We start from the raw sequence: 14559 nt of genomic DNA, 5'->3' as shown, positions 1-14559 counted from the left end.
GGCCGGGCGCGTCGGGTGATATCGGCCCCGTTCGGATCTACCGTGGAGCCATGCGCAGGGCGGGAGGTCACGTCGTCGTCCCGCACGCCGCGCGGGCGTTCCGGGTCGTCGTACTCGGGTTCGTCCTGACCGTCGTGCTCGCCGCGTGCGGATCCTCGTCCGAGGAGCCCACCGCGGTGCCGACGTTCCCGGTGCCTGCCGCCGACGGCGGCCCGTCGGCCGACTCGGCCGACCCCGGCGACGTCGTCCCCGACGACTGCGGGGAGATCCTCGCCGCCGGCGACCTGGAGGCGTTGCTGGGGCTCCCGCTCGGGTCGGTGAAGCTGCGCACCACGATCGGTGTGGCGCAGCCCAGTGTGGGGCGCACCGAGCGCGTCACCTGCTCGTACAACCGCAACGGCGGGCCCAGCCGCTCGCTGCTGGTCATCAACGCCACCGCCTACCGCGACGCCGACGCGGCTGCGGCGCAGTGGCGCGTCAACACCGACGCCGAGTCGGGTCAGCGCAGTGAGGTGCCGCTCGGCTCGGCCTTCGCCTCCCTGTTCGAGAAGGGCGACGAGGCCGTGCTGATGGTCGCCCACGCCACCAGCAACGTCAGCCTCGTGCTCCCGGAGCAGCCGCTCCCGGGCGACCGCAGCCCGCGCGACGTGCTCGTCGACCTCGCGTTGCGGATCCTGCCGGCGGTCACCGTCAACGTCCCGACGGGGCTGCCGGAACCGGTGCCCCAGGCGGGTGCCGCCCGGTGATCCCGTAGCGTGGCGCCGTGCTGCGGGTGGGGCTCACCGGGGGGATCGGTTCGGGCAAGTCGACGGTCGCGCGCCGCCTCGTGGCGCGCGGCGCGGTGCTCGTCGACTCGGACGCGCTCGCCCGGGAGGTCGTCGCCCCCGGCACGGACGGGCTGGCCGAGGTGGTCGCCGCGTTCGGCGACGGGGTCGTCGACGCCGCGGGCGCCCTGGACCGCCCGGCGCTGGCGGCCGTGGTGTTCGGCGACCCGGCCGCCCGCGAGCGGCTCAACGCGATCGTGCACCCCCGGGTCCGCGCCCGGTCCGACGAGCTGATCGCCACCGCTGCGGCGGACGCCGTGGTCGTGCAGGACGTCCCGCTCCTCGTCGAGAACGGGATGGCTCCGCTGTTCCCGCTGGTCGTGGTCGTGCACGCGGAGGCGGAGGAGCGCGTGCGCCGGCTGGTGCACCTGCGCGGCATGCCCGAGGCGGACGCCCGCGCGCGCATCGCCGCCCAGTCCGACGACGCCGCGCGGCGTGCGGCCGCGGACGTCTGGCTGGACAACAGCGGCGGCCCCGGCGACCTCGACGCCGCGGTGGACGAGCTCTGGGAGCGGCGGCTCGTGCCGTTCGAGGCGAACCTGCGGGAGCGGCGGGTCGCCTCCGCGGGCGCGCCCCGGTCCGCCGCGCCGGACCCGACCTGGGCCGCCCAGGCCGCGCGGTTGCGGGCCCGCGTCGCGGCGGCGGCGGGGGACCGGGGTCGCGGCGTGGCGCACACCGGCCCCACGGCGGTGCCCGGCCTGCCCGCGGCGGACGTCATCGACCTGCAGCTCGGCGTCGGCTCGCCCGCCGACGCCGACGCGGTGCGCGACGCGCTGCAGGACGCGGGCTTCCCGAGGCACCCCGACCCGCCCGGCTCCTCCGAGTGGCCGCAGCGGCTGCACGGAGCGGCCGACCCCGAGCGCGCCGTCCGCGTCCACGTCCGCGAGGTCGGTACCCCCGGATGGCGCTACGCGCTGCTGCTCCGGGACTGGCTGCGGGCCGACGCCGTCGCCCGGGAGGAGTACCTCGGCGTCGCGCGCGATGCGCCGGCACGCTGCGCCGACGACCTCGACGTGGCCCGATGGGCGAGTGCGTGGGAGTCGTGGTGTGATGCGGCGCGGCCCCGTGCCGACGCATGGGCCGCAACTTCCGCGTGGGTCCCGTCGTTGGACTGAACGGACGATACAACCGGTAACGGACCGGAGTAGTCCCGCGATGGGGGGACAGAGCGATCTCCGTTCGAGCGAGTGGACAGCGGTCGGGGAGGGCTGGAGGGTGAGCGCAGCGGTGGACCATCGCGCGGAACCCGACGACGCCCTGCGCGACGACGAGGTGCGCCGGACCTTCGGCGCCACGCCCGCCGAGCTGCGGGTCGACTTCGGTGCGCACCTCGAGGCCAACTACCAGCGCCTCGTCGCCCAGCTGTACGCGATCACGCTCGACCCGGGCGAGGCGCACGACGTCGTGCAGGACGCCTACTCGCGGGCCTGGCGCAGCTGGGTGGCGATCGGCCGCACGCCCGACCCGAGCGCGTGGATCCGCCGCGTGGCCGTCCGGTCCACGATCCGGAGCTGGCGGCGCTGGTTCTCCCGCCGCCGCCGGCCGATCGGCACCGGCGCCGACGCGCGCACCCGCGCCCTGCTGGCCGCCCTCGGCAGGCTCTCGCCCGCGGAGCGGCGCGCCGTCGTGCTGTTCCACATGGCCGACTCCTCCCTGGAGGAGATCGCGGCGATCGAGCAGGCGTCGGTGACGCTCGTGCAGGCCCGGCTCTCGCGTGCCCGGCACGTCGTCACCGAGGGTATGGCCGACGTGCTGCAGGACGTGCTGGCCGGGGAGTCCTCGGGCGACCCCGGGTACGAGGACCGCGACGACGGCGGCTCCGGCTACGACGCCTCCCGCGGGGGTTACGCGGAGGGCTACGGTCTCGACGGCCCGGGCTCGGGTGCCTACGGGGCCGCCGAGGGCCATCGCAACGGGTACGGGGACGACCACGCGGAGGGCTGCGGGGCCGACGACCGCGACGACGAGGGAGAACGCCGGTGACGGACGGCTTCGAGCGGGTCACGGACGAGCTGCGCAGGCTCGACGACGAGCTCTCGGCGGCGGTCACGCTGCCCTCGGTGGACACCGTGATCCGCCGTGCCAGCTCGTTGAGCCGCGCCAACACGGCCGCGGCCGCCGCGGTGCTCACGGTCGGTGCCCTCGGCGCCACCACGGCGATCGCCCAGCTCACGGCGCCCCCGGTGCCCGAGGTCGGCACTGCGGCGTCCATCTCTCCCGGCGCCGCTCCGTCCGAGCGGCTCCGGCCGGTCGAGCAGCCGTCCGCGTCGAGCTCGGAGCTCGAGGAGGCGCCGCTCCCGGTCGAGGAGGCGCCGCCGGTGGAGCCGGAGCAGCCGCGCAACGAGCGTGTCGAGGTGCCGCCTCCGGCCGGGAACGCACAGCTCCCACCCCCGCCGGTCGTGGTCCCGCCGCCGCCGGCACCCGGGCCGCCGACGAGCACCACGACCAGGAAGCCGAAGCCGACCGGCACCGAGGGCGGCCAGGACAACGACGACAACGACGACAAGCCGTCGACGAGGCCGACCGAGGACGACCACACCAGCGAGCCCCCGAAGGACCCGGAGCCCTCCGACGAGCCGGACCCGACGAGCGAGCCGGAGCCCTCGGACGAGACGGAGGAGCCCGAGCCCTCGGCCAGCGGGTCGCCCAGCTCGTCCGCGGAGACGTCGACCTCGCGCGGCACCGTCGCCTGACTCAGCCCGCGGCGGGGCGCTCCTTCCACGTCAACGCGATGCCCAGCGTCGCGAGCCAGGCGTCCAGGTCGTGGCCGTGGGAGGCCAGGCCGTCCACGGCGTGGTACGCGGTGTGCATCGCCGCCTCGGCCGCGGCCGGGGCCAGCACGCCCGTGGCCACCGCGGCCACGAACTCGTCCACGTCGATCACGCGGGCGTCGCGGCGGTTGCGCACGACCACGTCGAGGTAGTGGTCGGTGAGCACCCAGCGGTGGCCGTCGCGGCGGATGTCGCAGACGTCGAGGTAGAAGTCCTGGTCGCGGGCGTGCCCGGGGTTCCACCACCAGTCGGTGACGCACAGCCCCAGCTCGGGCAGGAGCCAGCACTGCACCCAGTGCGCCGAGGGACGGCCGACCATCGCGCGGCTCATGTACAGCCCGAACGGGGTCTCCCGGTACTCGTCCACGGTGCGGTCGATGCCCTTGGTGTCGGTGTTGACGCGGGCCGGGACGTCGAAGGTCGCGATCTTCGGCGGGTGCACGGGAGCCGATGCTGCCAGCCCGGGGCCGTGCCCGCCCGGAGTTGGCCCCGGACTTGTCGGTGCGGGCTCGTACCCTGGACGCGTGGCTTTCGCAACTGAGGTTCCCGGCAGCGCCGCCGTCCCGGAGGTGCCGGTGGCGCACTCGGAGTTCCGTCCCGTCGGGGAGATCCCCCGCACGGGCGGCCGCTTCGAGGTCGTCAGCCCGTACCAGCCCGCGGGCGACCAGCCGGCGGCCATCGAGGAGCTGGAGCGGCGGATCACCGCGGGCGAGCAGGACGTCGTGCTGCTCGGGGCCACCGGCACGGGCAAGTCGGCCACCACGGCGTGGCTGATCGAGCGCGTGCAGCGGCCCACCCTCGTGATGGCGCCGAACAAGACCCTCGCGGCGCAGCTGGCCAACGAGCTGCGCGAGATGCTGCCCAACAACGCGGTCGAGTACTTCGTCTCGTACTACGACTACTACCAGCCCGAGGCGTACATCGCGCAGACCGACACCTACATCGAGAAGGACTCCTCGATCAACGAGGACGTCGAGCGGCTGCGCCACTCGGCCACGAGCAACCTGCTGTCGCGCCGCGACGTCGTGGTGGTCGCGTCGGTGTCCTGCATCTACGGCCTCGGCACGCCGCAGTCCTACCTCGACCGCTCGGTCACCCTCGAGGTCGGCGGCACCGTGGAGCGCGACGCGCTGCTGCGCGCGCTGGTCGACGTGCAGTACACGCGCAACGACCTCGCGTTCAACCGCGGCACCTTCCGCGTGCGAGGCGACACCGTCGAGATCATCCCGGCCTACGAGGAGCTCGCGGTCCGCATCGAGTTCTTCGGCGACGAGATCGAGTCGCTGTACTACCTGCACCCGCTCACCGGCGACGTCATCCGCCAGGTCGACGAGGTGCGCATCTTCCCGGCCACCCACTACGTCGCCGGACCGGAGCGGATGGAGAAGGCCGTCCGGCAGATCGAGGCCGAGCTGGAGGAGCGGCTGGCCGAGTTCGAGCGCCAGGGCAAGATGCTCGAGGCCCAGCGGCTGCGCATGCGCACGCAGTACGACATCGAGATGATCCGGCAGGTCGGCTTCTGCTCGGGCATCGAGAACTACTCGCGCCACATCGACGGCCGCGGCCCCGGCTCGGCCCCCGCCACGCTCATCGACTACTTCCCCGACGACTTCCTGCTGGTCATCGACGAGTCCCACCAGACCGTCCCGCAGATCGGCGGCATGTACGAGGGCGACATGTCGCGCAAGCGCAACCTGGTCGAGTTCGGGTTCCGCCTGCCGTCGGCCGTCGACAACCGCCCGCTCACCTGGGAGGAGTTCGCCGACCGCATCGGGCAGACGGTGTACCTGTCGGCCACCCCCGGTCCGTACGAGCTGTCCCGCACCGGGGGCGAGTTCGTCGAGCAGGTCATCCGGCCCACCGGCCTCGTCGACCCGAAGATCGTCGTCAAGCCGACCAAGGGCCAGATCGACGACCTCGTGCACGAGATCCGCGAGCGCAGCGACCGCGACGAGCGCGTGCTGGTCACCACGCTCACCAAGAAGATGGCCGAGGACCTCACCGACTACCTGCTCGAGCTCGGGATCCGGGTGCGCTACCTGCACTCCGAGGTCGACACGCTGCGCCGCGTCGAGCTGCTGCGCCAGCTGCGGCTCGGGGAGTTCGACGTGCTCGTGGGCATCAACCTGCTCCGCGAGGGCCTCGACCTGCCGGAGGTGTCGCTCGTCGCCATCCTCGACGCCGACAAGGAGGGCTTCCTCCGCTCGGGCACCTCGCTGATCCAGACGATCGGGCGCGCGGCCCGCAACGTGTCCGGCGAGGTGCACATGTACGCCGACAAGGTCACCGACTCGATGCAGTACGCCATCGACGAGACCGACCGGCGCCGCGCCAAGCAGATCGCCTACAACGAGGCCCACGGGCTCGACCCGCAGCCGCTCCGCAAGAAGATCGCCGACATCCTCGACCAGGTCTACCGCGAGGCCGAGGACGTCCCGGTCGGCGGCTCCGGGCGCAACCAGTCCCGCGGAAAGCGCGCCGCGGGCGAGCCGGGCCGCGCGCCGGCGGCCAGCTCCGGCATCGTCGCCGGCCGCGACACCGCGAACATGCCCCGCGCCGAGCTGGCCGACCTCGTCCAGCAGCTGTCCGACCAGATGCTCGCCGCGGCCCGCGACCTGCAGTTCGAGCTCGCCGCCCGGCTGCGCGACGAGATCGCCGACCTCAAGAAGGAGCTGCGGGGGATGGACGCCGCCGGCGTCCGCTGATCCGGGCGCTGGTCCGGCGAGCCCGGGCCGCAGGGGTGGGGCGGCCGCGAAGGTCACGGCCGGGCTACGGTGGCGGGGGACCACGACCGGGTGGGCACAGCGGAGGAGGGGACAGCGTGACGGTTGCCGGCGCGTCGACGGCGCGCACGCCGGCCGAGCAGCGGCTGCTCCAGTTGCTCCGCACGCCCTCCCGCGTCCTGCCGGTCACCGTCCCGCTCCTGGCCCTCGTCCTCGCCGGTCTCGTCGCGCACACCGGCGGCCGGCACATCGACCTCGAGGTCTACCGGTTCGGCGTCCAGGCCTGGCTCTCCGGCCAGGACATGTACGGCTCCCTGCCCGAGACGTCCGGCCACATCACGCTGCCGTTCATCTACCCGCCGTTCGCGGCGCTGCTGATGGTTCCGCTGGCCGTCGTGCCGTGGGTGGTCGCGTGGGTCGCGCTGCTCGGGCTCTCGACGTTGTCGCTGGGCGCCACGCTGTACGTGGTCGCACGGAGGCTGTGGCCGTCCGGCGGATGGGGCGGTGCGCTGTCGGTGGCCTCGCTGGCGCTGCCGCTGGCGCTGGCGGTCGAGCCCGGTAAGGCCGTCGACTTCGACGTGCCCCTCGAGGGCCGTCCGGCGCTCGGGCTGGAACCCGTGCTGCAGACGATCGAGTTCGGCCAGATCAACCTCGTGCTCATGGCGCTGGTCGCCCTCGACTGCCTCGCGCCGCACCCGCGGTGGCCGCGCGGCATGCTCATCGGCATCGCGGCCGCGATCAAGCTGACCCCCGCGGCTTTCGTGCTCTTCTTCCTGCTGCGCCGCGACTACCGGGCGGCCGGCACGGCGGTGATCGCGGGGATCCTGGCCACGGGCATCGGGCTGGTCGCGGCGCCCGGCCCCTCGTGGACCTTCTGGTCGGACCCCGCGGGAGGCGTCAGCGGGTCGCCGTTCTTCACCAACCAGACCTTCGAAGCGGTCCTGGTGCGCGCGGGGCTCGACGGGCCGCTGCGCACGGCCCTGTGGCTGCTGCTGTCGATCGGGCTGCTGGCGCTGGCCGCACCCGCGATCCGGCGCGCGCCCGCACCGCTCGCCCTCGTCACGCTCGCGGGCGTCGCGCTGCTCGTCTCCCCGACGTCCTGGTCGCACCACTGGGTGTGGGTGGCGCCCGCGCTCCTGGTGGCCGCGGCCACCGCGTGGGCGAAGCGCTCGACCGCATGGACGGTGGCCACGCTGGCGATGGCCGCGGTGTTCGTGATCGCACCGCACCAGCACGTGCACCCCCGTGGCGGCGAGCAGGAGCTCACGTGGACACCGCTGCAGCAGTTGGTGGACAGCACCTACGTCTGGTTCACGGTGCTGCTGATCGGGCTGCTGTGGCTGGCGCGCCGCTCCTGGCCCCGGCACGCGCGGTAGATCACCAGGCCTACTGCGGGGGCGGCGAGGCGCGGGAGACTGCGTGCCATGGCGATTCCACTCCAGATCACCGTCGACGCCCGTGACCCCGGCCGGCTCGCCGCGTTCTGGGCGGTCGCGCTCGGGTACGTGGTGCAGCCACCCCGGGCGGGGTACGTCGTGCGCGCCTCCGGCGAGGAGCAGTACGCCGCGATCATCGACCCCACCGGCATCGGTCCGCGGCTGCTGTTCCAGCGCGTTCCGGAGCCCAAGACCCTCAAGAACCGCGTCCACCTCGACGTCAACGCCGGGCACGGCGCCACCGACCGGCGGGGTGCCGTCCGGGCGCACGTCGCGCAGCTCGTCGCAGCCGGCGCCACCGTCGTGCAGGAGATGCAGGAGGAGAGCGGCTGGTGGATGGTGCTCACCGACCCCGAGGGCAACGAGTTCTGCCTGCAGTGACGGCCCCGTCGCCTGCTCAGCCGCGCGCGACGACGGCGTCCGCCTCGGCGCGCAGCGCGTCGAGCACCGCGGCCACGGCCGGGCGCTCGGCCGTGCTCGTCCGCAGCACCGCCTCCACCAGGCGCCCGGCGCGCACACCCGCGAGCGGGCGACGGACGAGGCGGCGGCCGCCGCGGTCGTCGGTGGAGTAGCGGGGCAGGAGCGCGATGCCGTGCCCGGCGGCGACGAGCTCCTCGGTGACCGAGAAGTCGTTGATGCGCTGCACGATCCGCGGGCTCGCACCGGTGGCGAGCGCCAGCGACCGCAGCACGTCGTCGACGGGCCAGCCCACCCCGACGCTGATCCACTCCTCGTCGGCGAGCTCGTCGAGCCGCAGCCGCCGACGCCGGGTGAGCCGGTGACCCGGGGGCAGCGCCACGTCGAGCGGCTCGCGCAGCAGCGGCACGACCCGCCAGCGGTCACCGGGCATCTCTGGGGCGGTCTCGTCGCGGTGGCTGACGACGAGGTCGAAGTCGGCGGCCAGCACGGGGACGTCGGCCGGGGTCATGTCGACGTCCCGGCACTGCACGTCGAGCCCGGGCTGGTCGCCGAGCCTGCGCAGCAGCCCCGGCAGCAGCATCCGCGCCCCGGACGGGAACAGCGCCACCCGCACCTGCCCGCAGGGCGCGGTCCGCAGCCGTTCGACGGCGGCCTCGGCGCGGGCCAGTGCCGCGAGCACGTCCTCGGCCTCGGCCACGAGTGCGCGCCCGGCGTCGGTGAGCCGCAGGCCGCGCCCCGCGGGCTCGGTGAGCGGCAGCCCGACCTCCTCGGCCAGCGCCTTGAGCTGCTGCGAGATCGCGGAAGGGGTGAACGAGAGCGCGGCCGCCACCGCGGTGACCGAGCCGCGGTCCGCGAGCTCCCGCAGGACCCGCAGGCGCTGGACATCCATGAAGACAGCCTAAACAGTCGATTCAGATCTTTTCGCTGGTCTGCGGAGACGGCCGCGCGCAGAGTGGCGTCGTGACCACGCGCGACCGCCTGCTGGCCTGCTTCGTCGCACTCCTCTGGGGGGCGAACTTCCTCGCCATCCACGTCGGGCTGGAGCACTTCCCGCCGCTGTTCATGGCCGCGTTGCGGTTCGCCGTGATCGCGGTGCCCACCGTGCTGCTCGTGCCGCGCCCGCAGGTGCGGTTGCGGTGGCTGCTCGGCTTCGGCATCGGGTTCGGGACCGTCCAGTTCGTCTTCCTGTTCATCGCGATGGACATCGGGATGCCGACGGGTCTCGCGTCCCTGGTGCTGCAGGCCTCGGCGCCGTTCACGGTGCTGCTCGGCGCGCTGCTGCTGCGCGAGCGGCTCGCGCCGCGCCAGGGGATGGGGATCGCGATCGCGGTGGTGGGCCTCGCCGCGATCGCGGTGTCGCGGGCGCAGGTGGCCGCCGTGCTGCCGGTGCTGCTGACGCTGCTCGGCGCGCTCGGCTGGGCGTTCGGGAACCTGGCGAGCCGGCTCGCGGCGGCGCCGAACCCGCTGCACCTGACGTTGTGGATGTCGGTCGTGCCGCCGGTGCCGTTGCTCCTGATGTCCTGGGTGTGGGAGGGCCCGGCGGCCGGCTGGGACGCGCTGCGGGCCGCGGTCACCCCGGAAGGGCTCCCCGGCGTCGCCGCGATCGGGTACACGGCGGTGCTCGCCACCGTGGTCGGATCGGGGATCTGGGTGTGGCTGATGCGCCGCTACCCGGCGGGCGTCGTGGCGCCGTACTCGCTGCTCGTGCCGGTGGTCGGGATCGCGCTGGCCGCCGGCGTGCTGGGGGAGCGGCCGAGCGCGGTGGAGCTGGTGGCCGCGGCCGTCATCGTCGGCGGGGTGCTGCTCGGCACGCCCCGCCCGGCCCCGGTGGCGGTAGCCCCTCGGGTCAGCTCGTGATGTCCTTGCGCTGGAAGCGCCAGACCGCAGCCGCCCCCAGCACCAGCGCGTAGGTCAGGGCGGAGAGCACACCGCGGGTCATGTCGCCCCAGTCGACGGTCTCGCCCAGCAGTCCGGCCCACGCGTCGCCGAAGTGGGTGGGCAGGAAGTCGCGCAGCCCCTCGAGCGCGGTGATCTGGTCGAGGATCTGCGACACGATCGACGCCAGCACCGCGCCGCCCACCGCGCCGAGCGGGGCGTCGGTCGACACCGACAGCAGCATCGCCAGCGCCGCCACCCAGCTCAGGTGCACGGCGGTGTACACGGCGCCGGCCAGGACCCGGGCCACGGCGGGCGCGTAGTCGATCGACACCCCCGCCGGGCTGACGAGATCATCCGCGCCGTAGGCCAGGGTGCCCACCACCAGCGCCACGATCGGCAGCAGGAGCAGCGCCGCCACCGACAGCAGCGCCGCCACCAGGGCCTTCTGGCGCAGCAGCCGGGCCCGGGGCACCGGCGCGGCGAGCAGGTAGCGCAGGCTCGACCAGGACGCCTCCGCGGCGACCGTGTCGCCGAAGAACAGCGCCACGACCACCACCAGCAGGAACGACGCCGACGCGAACAGCGCGAACACCGCGAAGTTCACGCCGCTGCCGGTGGCGAGGTCGACGAGGCTGAGCGAGCTGGAGTCCGGGCCGTCCGGGGCCAGCTCGAACGCCAGCCACAGCAGCACCGGCAGCAGCGCCACCAGCGCGAACACCACCTGGGTGCGGCGTCGCCGCAGCTGGCGCTCCAGCTCCACCCGCAGCGGGAGCGTCCGTTCGGGGCGGTACTGGCGCCGGGTCGCTGAGGCGGGGGGCCGCGTGCGGGCGGGTGCCGGGTGCTCCGCGTCCGGCGTCGGCGGGTCGCCGTAGGGCGACGGCTCGTCGTTCACGGCGTCCTGTCCTCTCCCACCAGCTGCAGGAACGCGTCCTCGAGGCGACGCCGCGGACCCGCCGCGGTGACGTCCACGCCGGCCGTCACCAGCGCCCGCACGGCGTCGGCGCGCGGGGTGCCGTTCAGCTCGGCGTGCACGGCGCCGTCGGCGACCTCCACCGAGCGGACCCCGGCGAGGTCGGCCAGCACCGACGCGGCGCGCTCCGGCGCGTCCACGGTGAACGTGGCCGCGCCGCGGCCGGCGATGATCTCGGCGACGGAGCCGTCGGCGACGACCTCGCCGCGGTGCATGACGACGACGTGCGAGCAGGTCTGCTCCACCTCGGCGAGCAGGTGGCTGGAGACCAGGACCGTCCGGCCGCGCGCGGCGTAGCGGCGCAGGACCTCGCGCATCGCGGAGATCTGCGGCGGGTCGAGGCCGTTGGTCGGCTCGTCGAGCACCAGCAGGTCCGGTAGCCCGAGCATCGCCTGCGCGATGGCCAGGCGCTGGCGCATGCCCTGGCTGTAGGTGCCGGTCCGGCGCTGCAGCGACCCGCCGAGCCCGGCGATCTCCAGCGCCTCCTCGAGGTGCGCCTCGGCGGCGGGGCGCCCGGTCGCCTCCCAGTACAGGCGCAGGTTCTCCGCACCGGACAGGTGCGGGAGGAACCCGGGGCCCTCCACGAACGCCCCGATCCGGGCCAGCACCGGTGCCCCGGGCCCGACCGGCGCCCCGAACGCGGTGATCGTGCCGGCGGTCGGGCGCACCAGGCCCATGAGCATGCGCAGGACGGTGGTCTTGCCGGCGCCGTTGGGCCCCAGCAGGCCGAGCACCATGCCCTTCTCCACCGTGAACGAGACGCCCTTGACGGCGCTGAAGCCGCCCGCGTAGGTCTTGGCGAGGTCGCGGATCACCAGCGGCGGGCCGTCGGCGGCCGCGGTGGGCGCCCCGGCCCGCCCTCCGTACCAGCGGGCTCCCAGCCAGGCGAGCAGCGCGACGGCCAGCGCCGCGGCGATCCCGGCGAGCGCGCCGAGCGGCACCGTGCGGGTGATGTCGGTCGCGGCGGGCACGACGGGCACCGTGAGCCCGCCCGTCACCCCGACGCGCCAGGCGGCGGGCTCGACGCCGCCGGTGAAGGCCTGGTCGGTGGTGGCGACCGAGACCGCGAGGCTGTTGCCGGACTCGACGGGCGCCACCACACCGGGCAGCGCGACCGTGACGGTCACCGGCGTGCCGTCGGCGGGCACCGGCACGCGCAGCGGCGCCACCGCCCCGCCGAGCAGGGTGCGCGGGCCGTCGGGGGAGACCTCGACGAGCCGGGCGAACAGCACCGCCTCCGCCGGAGCCGGCTGGCCCGGCACCCGCGACACCGTGACCTGCACGCGGGAGGAACCGGCCACGACCAGCGACGCCTCCAGCGGGTGCGTGGCGAACGTCGCCGACTGCCCCGGGAGGTCCGCCGCGGCCGCCGAGAGCCGGCCCGCCACCGCGCCGAGGGCCGAGCCGATCCCGGGCAGCGACGTGATCGCCGCAGGCGTGCCACCCGCCGGGTGCACGACGGTCTGCGGCGCGCCGTCGAGCGCAAGCGGCGTGCTGAGCAGCGGCGCCGTGCCGGGCAGCCCCGGGTACGCGGGCGCGTTCAGGGTGCGGCTGGTCGGGGTGCTCGCGCCGGCGCGCACGCCGCTGGGCACCTCGTAGGTGAAGCCGGTGCCGGGGTCGTCGCCGTCACCGGCGAGGTGGAACGCGAACCACTCGCCGATGCTCTCCCGGACCGCCGCGCCCGGCGCGGCGCCGTCGTGCCCGCCGGCGAACCACTCGACCTTCACCCGGCCGCCCGCCCCGGCGATCTGGCGCGCGGTGGCGTCGGCCTGGTCGAGCCCGAACAAGGTGTCCTGCTCGCCCTGCACCAGCAGCGTCGGCGCGGTGATCCGATCGGCGACGGAGGCCGGGGACGAGCGGCGCAGCAGCTCCGCGGTGGCGGGGGAGAGCCGCCCGGTGCCGGCGGCCTCGGCGTAGGCGGCGCAGATCTCGGCCGTGAACCGACCACAGGTGATCGGAGGCTCGCCGCCGGGCGGAGCGGCCGCGCCCGGCTCGCCGGACGGTGGCCCCGCGGCCGCGGAGAACAGGATCCCCGCCCAACCGCTCTTGAACACCCCGTCCGGCGCGGAGATCCCGTGCGCCGGCGTGTCGGCAGGCGGCGGCGTCGCGGCGGCCGCGTTGGGGAACAGGGCCTGGCCCAGGTCGTTCCAGGCGATCACCGGGGCCAGCGCGTCGACGCGCGGGTCGTGCCCGGCGAGCAGCAGTGACACCGCGCCGCCGTAGGAGCCGCCGGTGATCCCGACGAGCGGGTCGCCGGGCGCGTCCTGCGTGACGTCCGGGCGCGCGGCGAGCAGGTCCACGAGCGCGCGGGCGTCGGCGACCTCGTGGTCGGGGGAGTTCAGCGCGATGCGGCCCGTGCTCGTGCCGAAACCGCGGGCCGACCACGTGAGGACGACGAAACCGCGCGCCGCCAGGTCGCGGGCGTCGGCGTCGACCGAGGCCTTGCTGCCGCCGAAACCGTGCGCGACCAGCACCGCGGGGGCGGGCGTCGTGGCCGGCAGGTAGAGCGAGGTGTCCAGCGCGACCGGCCCGTCGCTGCCCGGTCCGCCCGCGACCGTGACGCGCTGCTCCTCCACGCGCACCTCCGCGGGAGCGGCCGCGCCCGTCAGCAGGACCGCGCCCAGCACCGCGAGCACGACGCTCAGCGCGAGGGACGGCCGGCCGCGCGGGGTGGGGTGCACGAGACGACGTTAGGCGACACCCCCGGCGCGCCCCTCAGTACGCTCTCAGCCCCCGGCTGGACCCGGCAGCGCGACGTCGTCGAAGTGCTCGACGCGGGGCTGCCCGTCGAGGAACGGGCCGATGTGGCCGCGCCAGCGCTCGAAGTTCTCCGACTCCCGGAAGCCCACGGTGTGCGCCTCGACGCTGTCCCATTCGACCAGCAGCACGAACCGCCCGGGCGTCTCGATGCACCGGGTGAGCCTCGCCGTGCGGAACCCGGGGGTGTCGGCGACGTACCGGATGCCCTCGCGGACGGCCGCGGCGAACTCGTCGGAGGTGCCGGGCAGGACGGTGATCTCGGCGATCTCGAGGACCATGTGGGCATCCTCGCACGAGTGGAACGACGATGATCCGGGCACAGGAGCAGCATGGAGCACTTCACCATCGCCACCGTCGCGGAGCAGAGCGACGACTTCCGCCGGGTCCTCTGGACCGGCGAGCACAGCCAGCTCGTGATCATGACCATCCCCCCGGACGGCGAGATCGGCGAGGAGGTGCACGACGGCATCGACCAGATCCTGACCTTCGTCAGCGGCACCGGCGAGGCGCGCGTGAGCGGCAGGACCAAGAAGGTCGCCGCAGGTGACCTGGTGGTCGTGCCGTCGGGGACGAAGCACAACTTCGTCAACACGGGGCCCAACCCGCTGGTCCTCTACACGGTCTACGGCCCGCCCGAGCACGCCGACGGCGCCGTGCACCGCACGAAGCAGGAGGCCGACGAGGCCGAGGAGTCCGGCAAGGACGAGCCTCCCACCTCCTGACCCCCTCGCCCGCGAGTCTCCCGTTCGGACCCGGCGAGTTCCGCGTTGCGGCCGC

Annotated in this window: 14 protein-coding genes; 9 read left to right on the top strand and 5 right to left on the bottom strand. The window is 74.7% G+C overall.

All coding sequences use genetic code 11. From position 1 onward, the window contains the following. Positions 1-50: 50 nt before the first annotated feature. The 4 genes from FB558_RS01455 (at position 51) to FB558_RS01440 (ending at position 3517) form a co-directional block, all read left to right on the top strand. Positions 51-746 carry a hypothetical protein gene (locus tag FB558_RS01455; RefSeq protein ID WP_142047376.1) on the top strand — a complete coding sequence of 232 codons (696 nt, stop codon included), beginning with the start codon at positions 51-53 and terminating at the stop codon, positions 744-746. Between the two features lie 17 nt (positions 747-763). Then, the gene (gene coaE, locus FB558_RS01450; protein ID WP_142047374.1) at positions 764-1939 is read left to right on the top strand and encodes a dephospho-CoA kinase; all 1176 of its coding nucleotides are present in this window, start codon (positions 764-766) and stop codon (positions 1937-1939) included. Between the two features lie 100 nt (positions 1940-2039). Next, positions 2040-2807, top strand: a complete 768-nt coding sequence (locus FB558_RS01445; protein ID WP_170231149.1) for an RNA polymerase sigma factor — start codon at positions 2040-2042, stop codon at positions 2805-2807. Further along, entirely contained in the window at positions 2804-3517 is a 714-nt protein-coding gene (locus tag FB558_RS01440; protein WP_142047370.1) for a hypothetical protein, read from the top strand. The genes FB558_RS01445 and FB558_RS01440 overlap by 4 nt, the downstream gene beginning before the upstream one ends. A gap of 1 nt (position 3518) precedes the next feature. Here the strand turns inward: FB558_RS01440 and FB558_RS01435 are convergent, their stop codons facing one another. Beyond that, complete coding sequence (locus tag FB558_RS01435; protein WP_142047368.1) at positions 3519-4037, bottom strand: ribonuclease FAU-1 family protein; 519 nt, start codon at positions 4035-4037, stop codon at positions 3519-3521. Between the two features lie 82 nt (positions 4038-4119). Between FB558_RS01435 and uvrB the strand changes: the two genes are divergently transcribed. The 3 genes from uvrB (at position 4120) to FB558_RS01420 (ending at position 8135) form a co-directional block, all read left to right on the top strand. After that, a complete protein-coding gene (gene uvrB / locus FB558_RS01430) occupies positions 4120-6300 on the top strand; it encodes an excinuclease ABC subunit UvrB (RefSeq protein ID WP_281288545.1) in 2181 nt (726 codons plus the stop codon). 116 nt (positions 6301-6416) lie between these two features. Beyond that, positions 6417-7694: a glycosyltransferase family 87 protein gene (locus FB558_RS01425; RefSeq protein WP_142047366.1), complete on the top strand. Its 1278-nt coding sequence runs from the start codon at positions 6417-6419 to the stop codon at positions 7692-7694. Between the two features lie 48 nt (positions 7695-7742). After that, entirely contained in the window at positions 7743-8135 is a 393-nt protein-coding gene (locus tag FB558_RS01420; RefSeq protein ID WP_142047364.1) for a VOC family protein, read from the top strand. A gap of 16 nt (positions 8136-8151) precedes the next feature. Here FB558_RS01420 and FB558_RS01415 read toward each other — a convergent pair whose 3' ends face one another. Further along, positions 8152-9063, bottom strand: coding sequence for a LysR family transcriptional regulator (locus tag FB558_RS01415; RefSeq protein WP_142047362.1), 912 nt, complete (start codon positions 9061-9063; stop codon positions 8152-8154). 71 nt (positions 9064-9134) lie between these two features. Between FB558_RS01415 and FB558_RS01410 the strand changes: the two genes are divergently transcribed. Then, positions 9135-10031, top strand: a complete 897-nt coding sequence (locus FB558_RS01410; RefSeq protein WP_142047360.1) for an EamA family transporter — start codon at positions 9135-9137, stop codon at positions 10029-10031. Here FB558_RS01410 and FB558_RS01405 read toward each other — a convergent pair. Genes FB558_RS01405 through FB558_RS01395 form a run of 3 tightly spaced genes read right to left on the bottom strand, consistent with a single transcriptional unit; the run spans position 10021 to position 14060 of the window. Further along, on the bottom strand, positions 10021-10944 hold the full coding sequence (locus FB558_RS01405) for an ABC transporter permease (RefSeq protein WP_142047358.1): 924 nt from the start codon (positions 10942-10944) through the stop codon (positions 10021-10023). The two genes, FB558_RS01410 and FB558_RS01405, sit on opposite strands and share 11 nt — an antisense overlap. After that, positions 10941-13703 (bottom strand): alpha/beta fold hydrolase, encoded by a 2763-nt coding sequence (locus FB558_RS01400; RefSeq protein ID WP_142047356.1) that lies wholly within the window; start codon positions 13701-13703, stop codon positions 10941-10943. Before FB558_RS01400 ends, FB558_RS01405 begins: the two co-directional genes overlap by 4 nt. 45 nt (positions 13704-13748) lie before the next feature. After that, complete coding sequence (locus FB558_RS01395; RefSeq protein WP_142047354.1) at positions 13749-14060, bottom strand: antibiotic biosynthesis monooxygenase family protein; 312 nt, start codon at positions 14058-14060, stop codon at positions 13749-13751. 51 nt (positions 14061-14111) lie between these two features. On the opposite strand from FB558_RS01395, the gene FB558_RS01390 reads away from it, so the two are divergent. Next, complete coding sequence (locus tag FB558_RS01390; protein WP_142047352.1) at positions 14112-14504, top strand: cupin domain-containing protein; 393 nt, start codon at positions 14112-14114, stop codon at positions 14502-14504. Positions 14505-14559: the final 55 nt, after the last annotated feature.

This window comes from Pseudonocardia kunmingensis (assembly GCF_006716445.1).
GTDB lineage: Bacteria > Actinomycetota > Actinomycetes > Mycobacteriales > Pseudonocardiaceae > Pseudonocardia > Pseudonocardia kunmingensis.
This window is presented reverse-complemented; position numbering and strand designations above follow the sequence as displayed.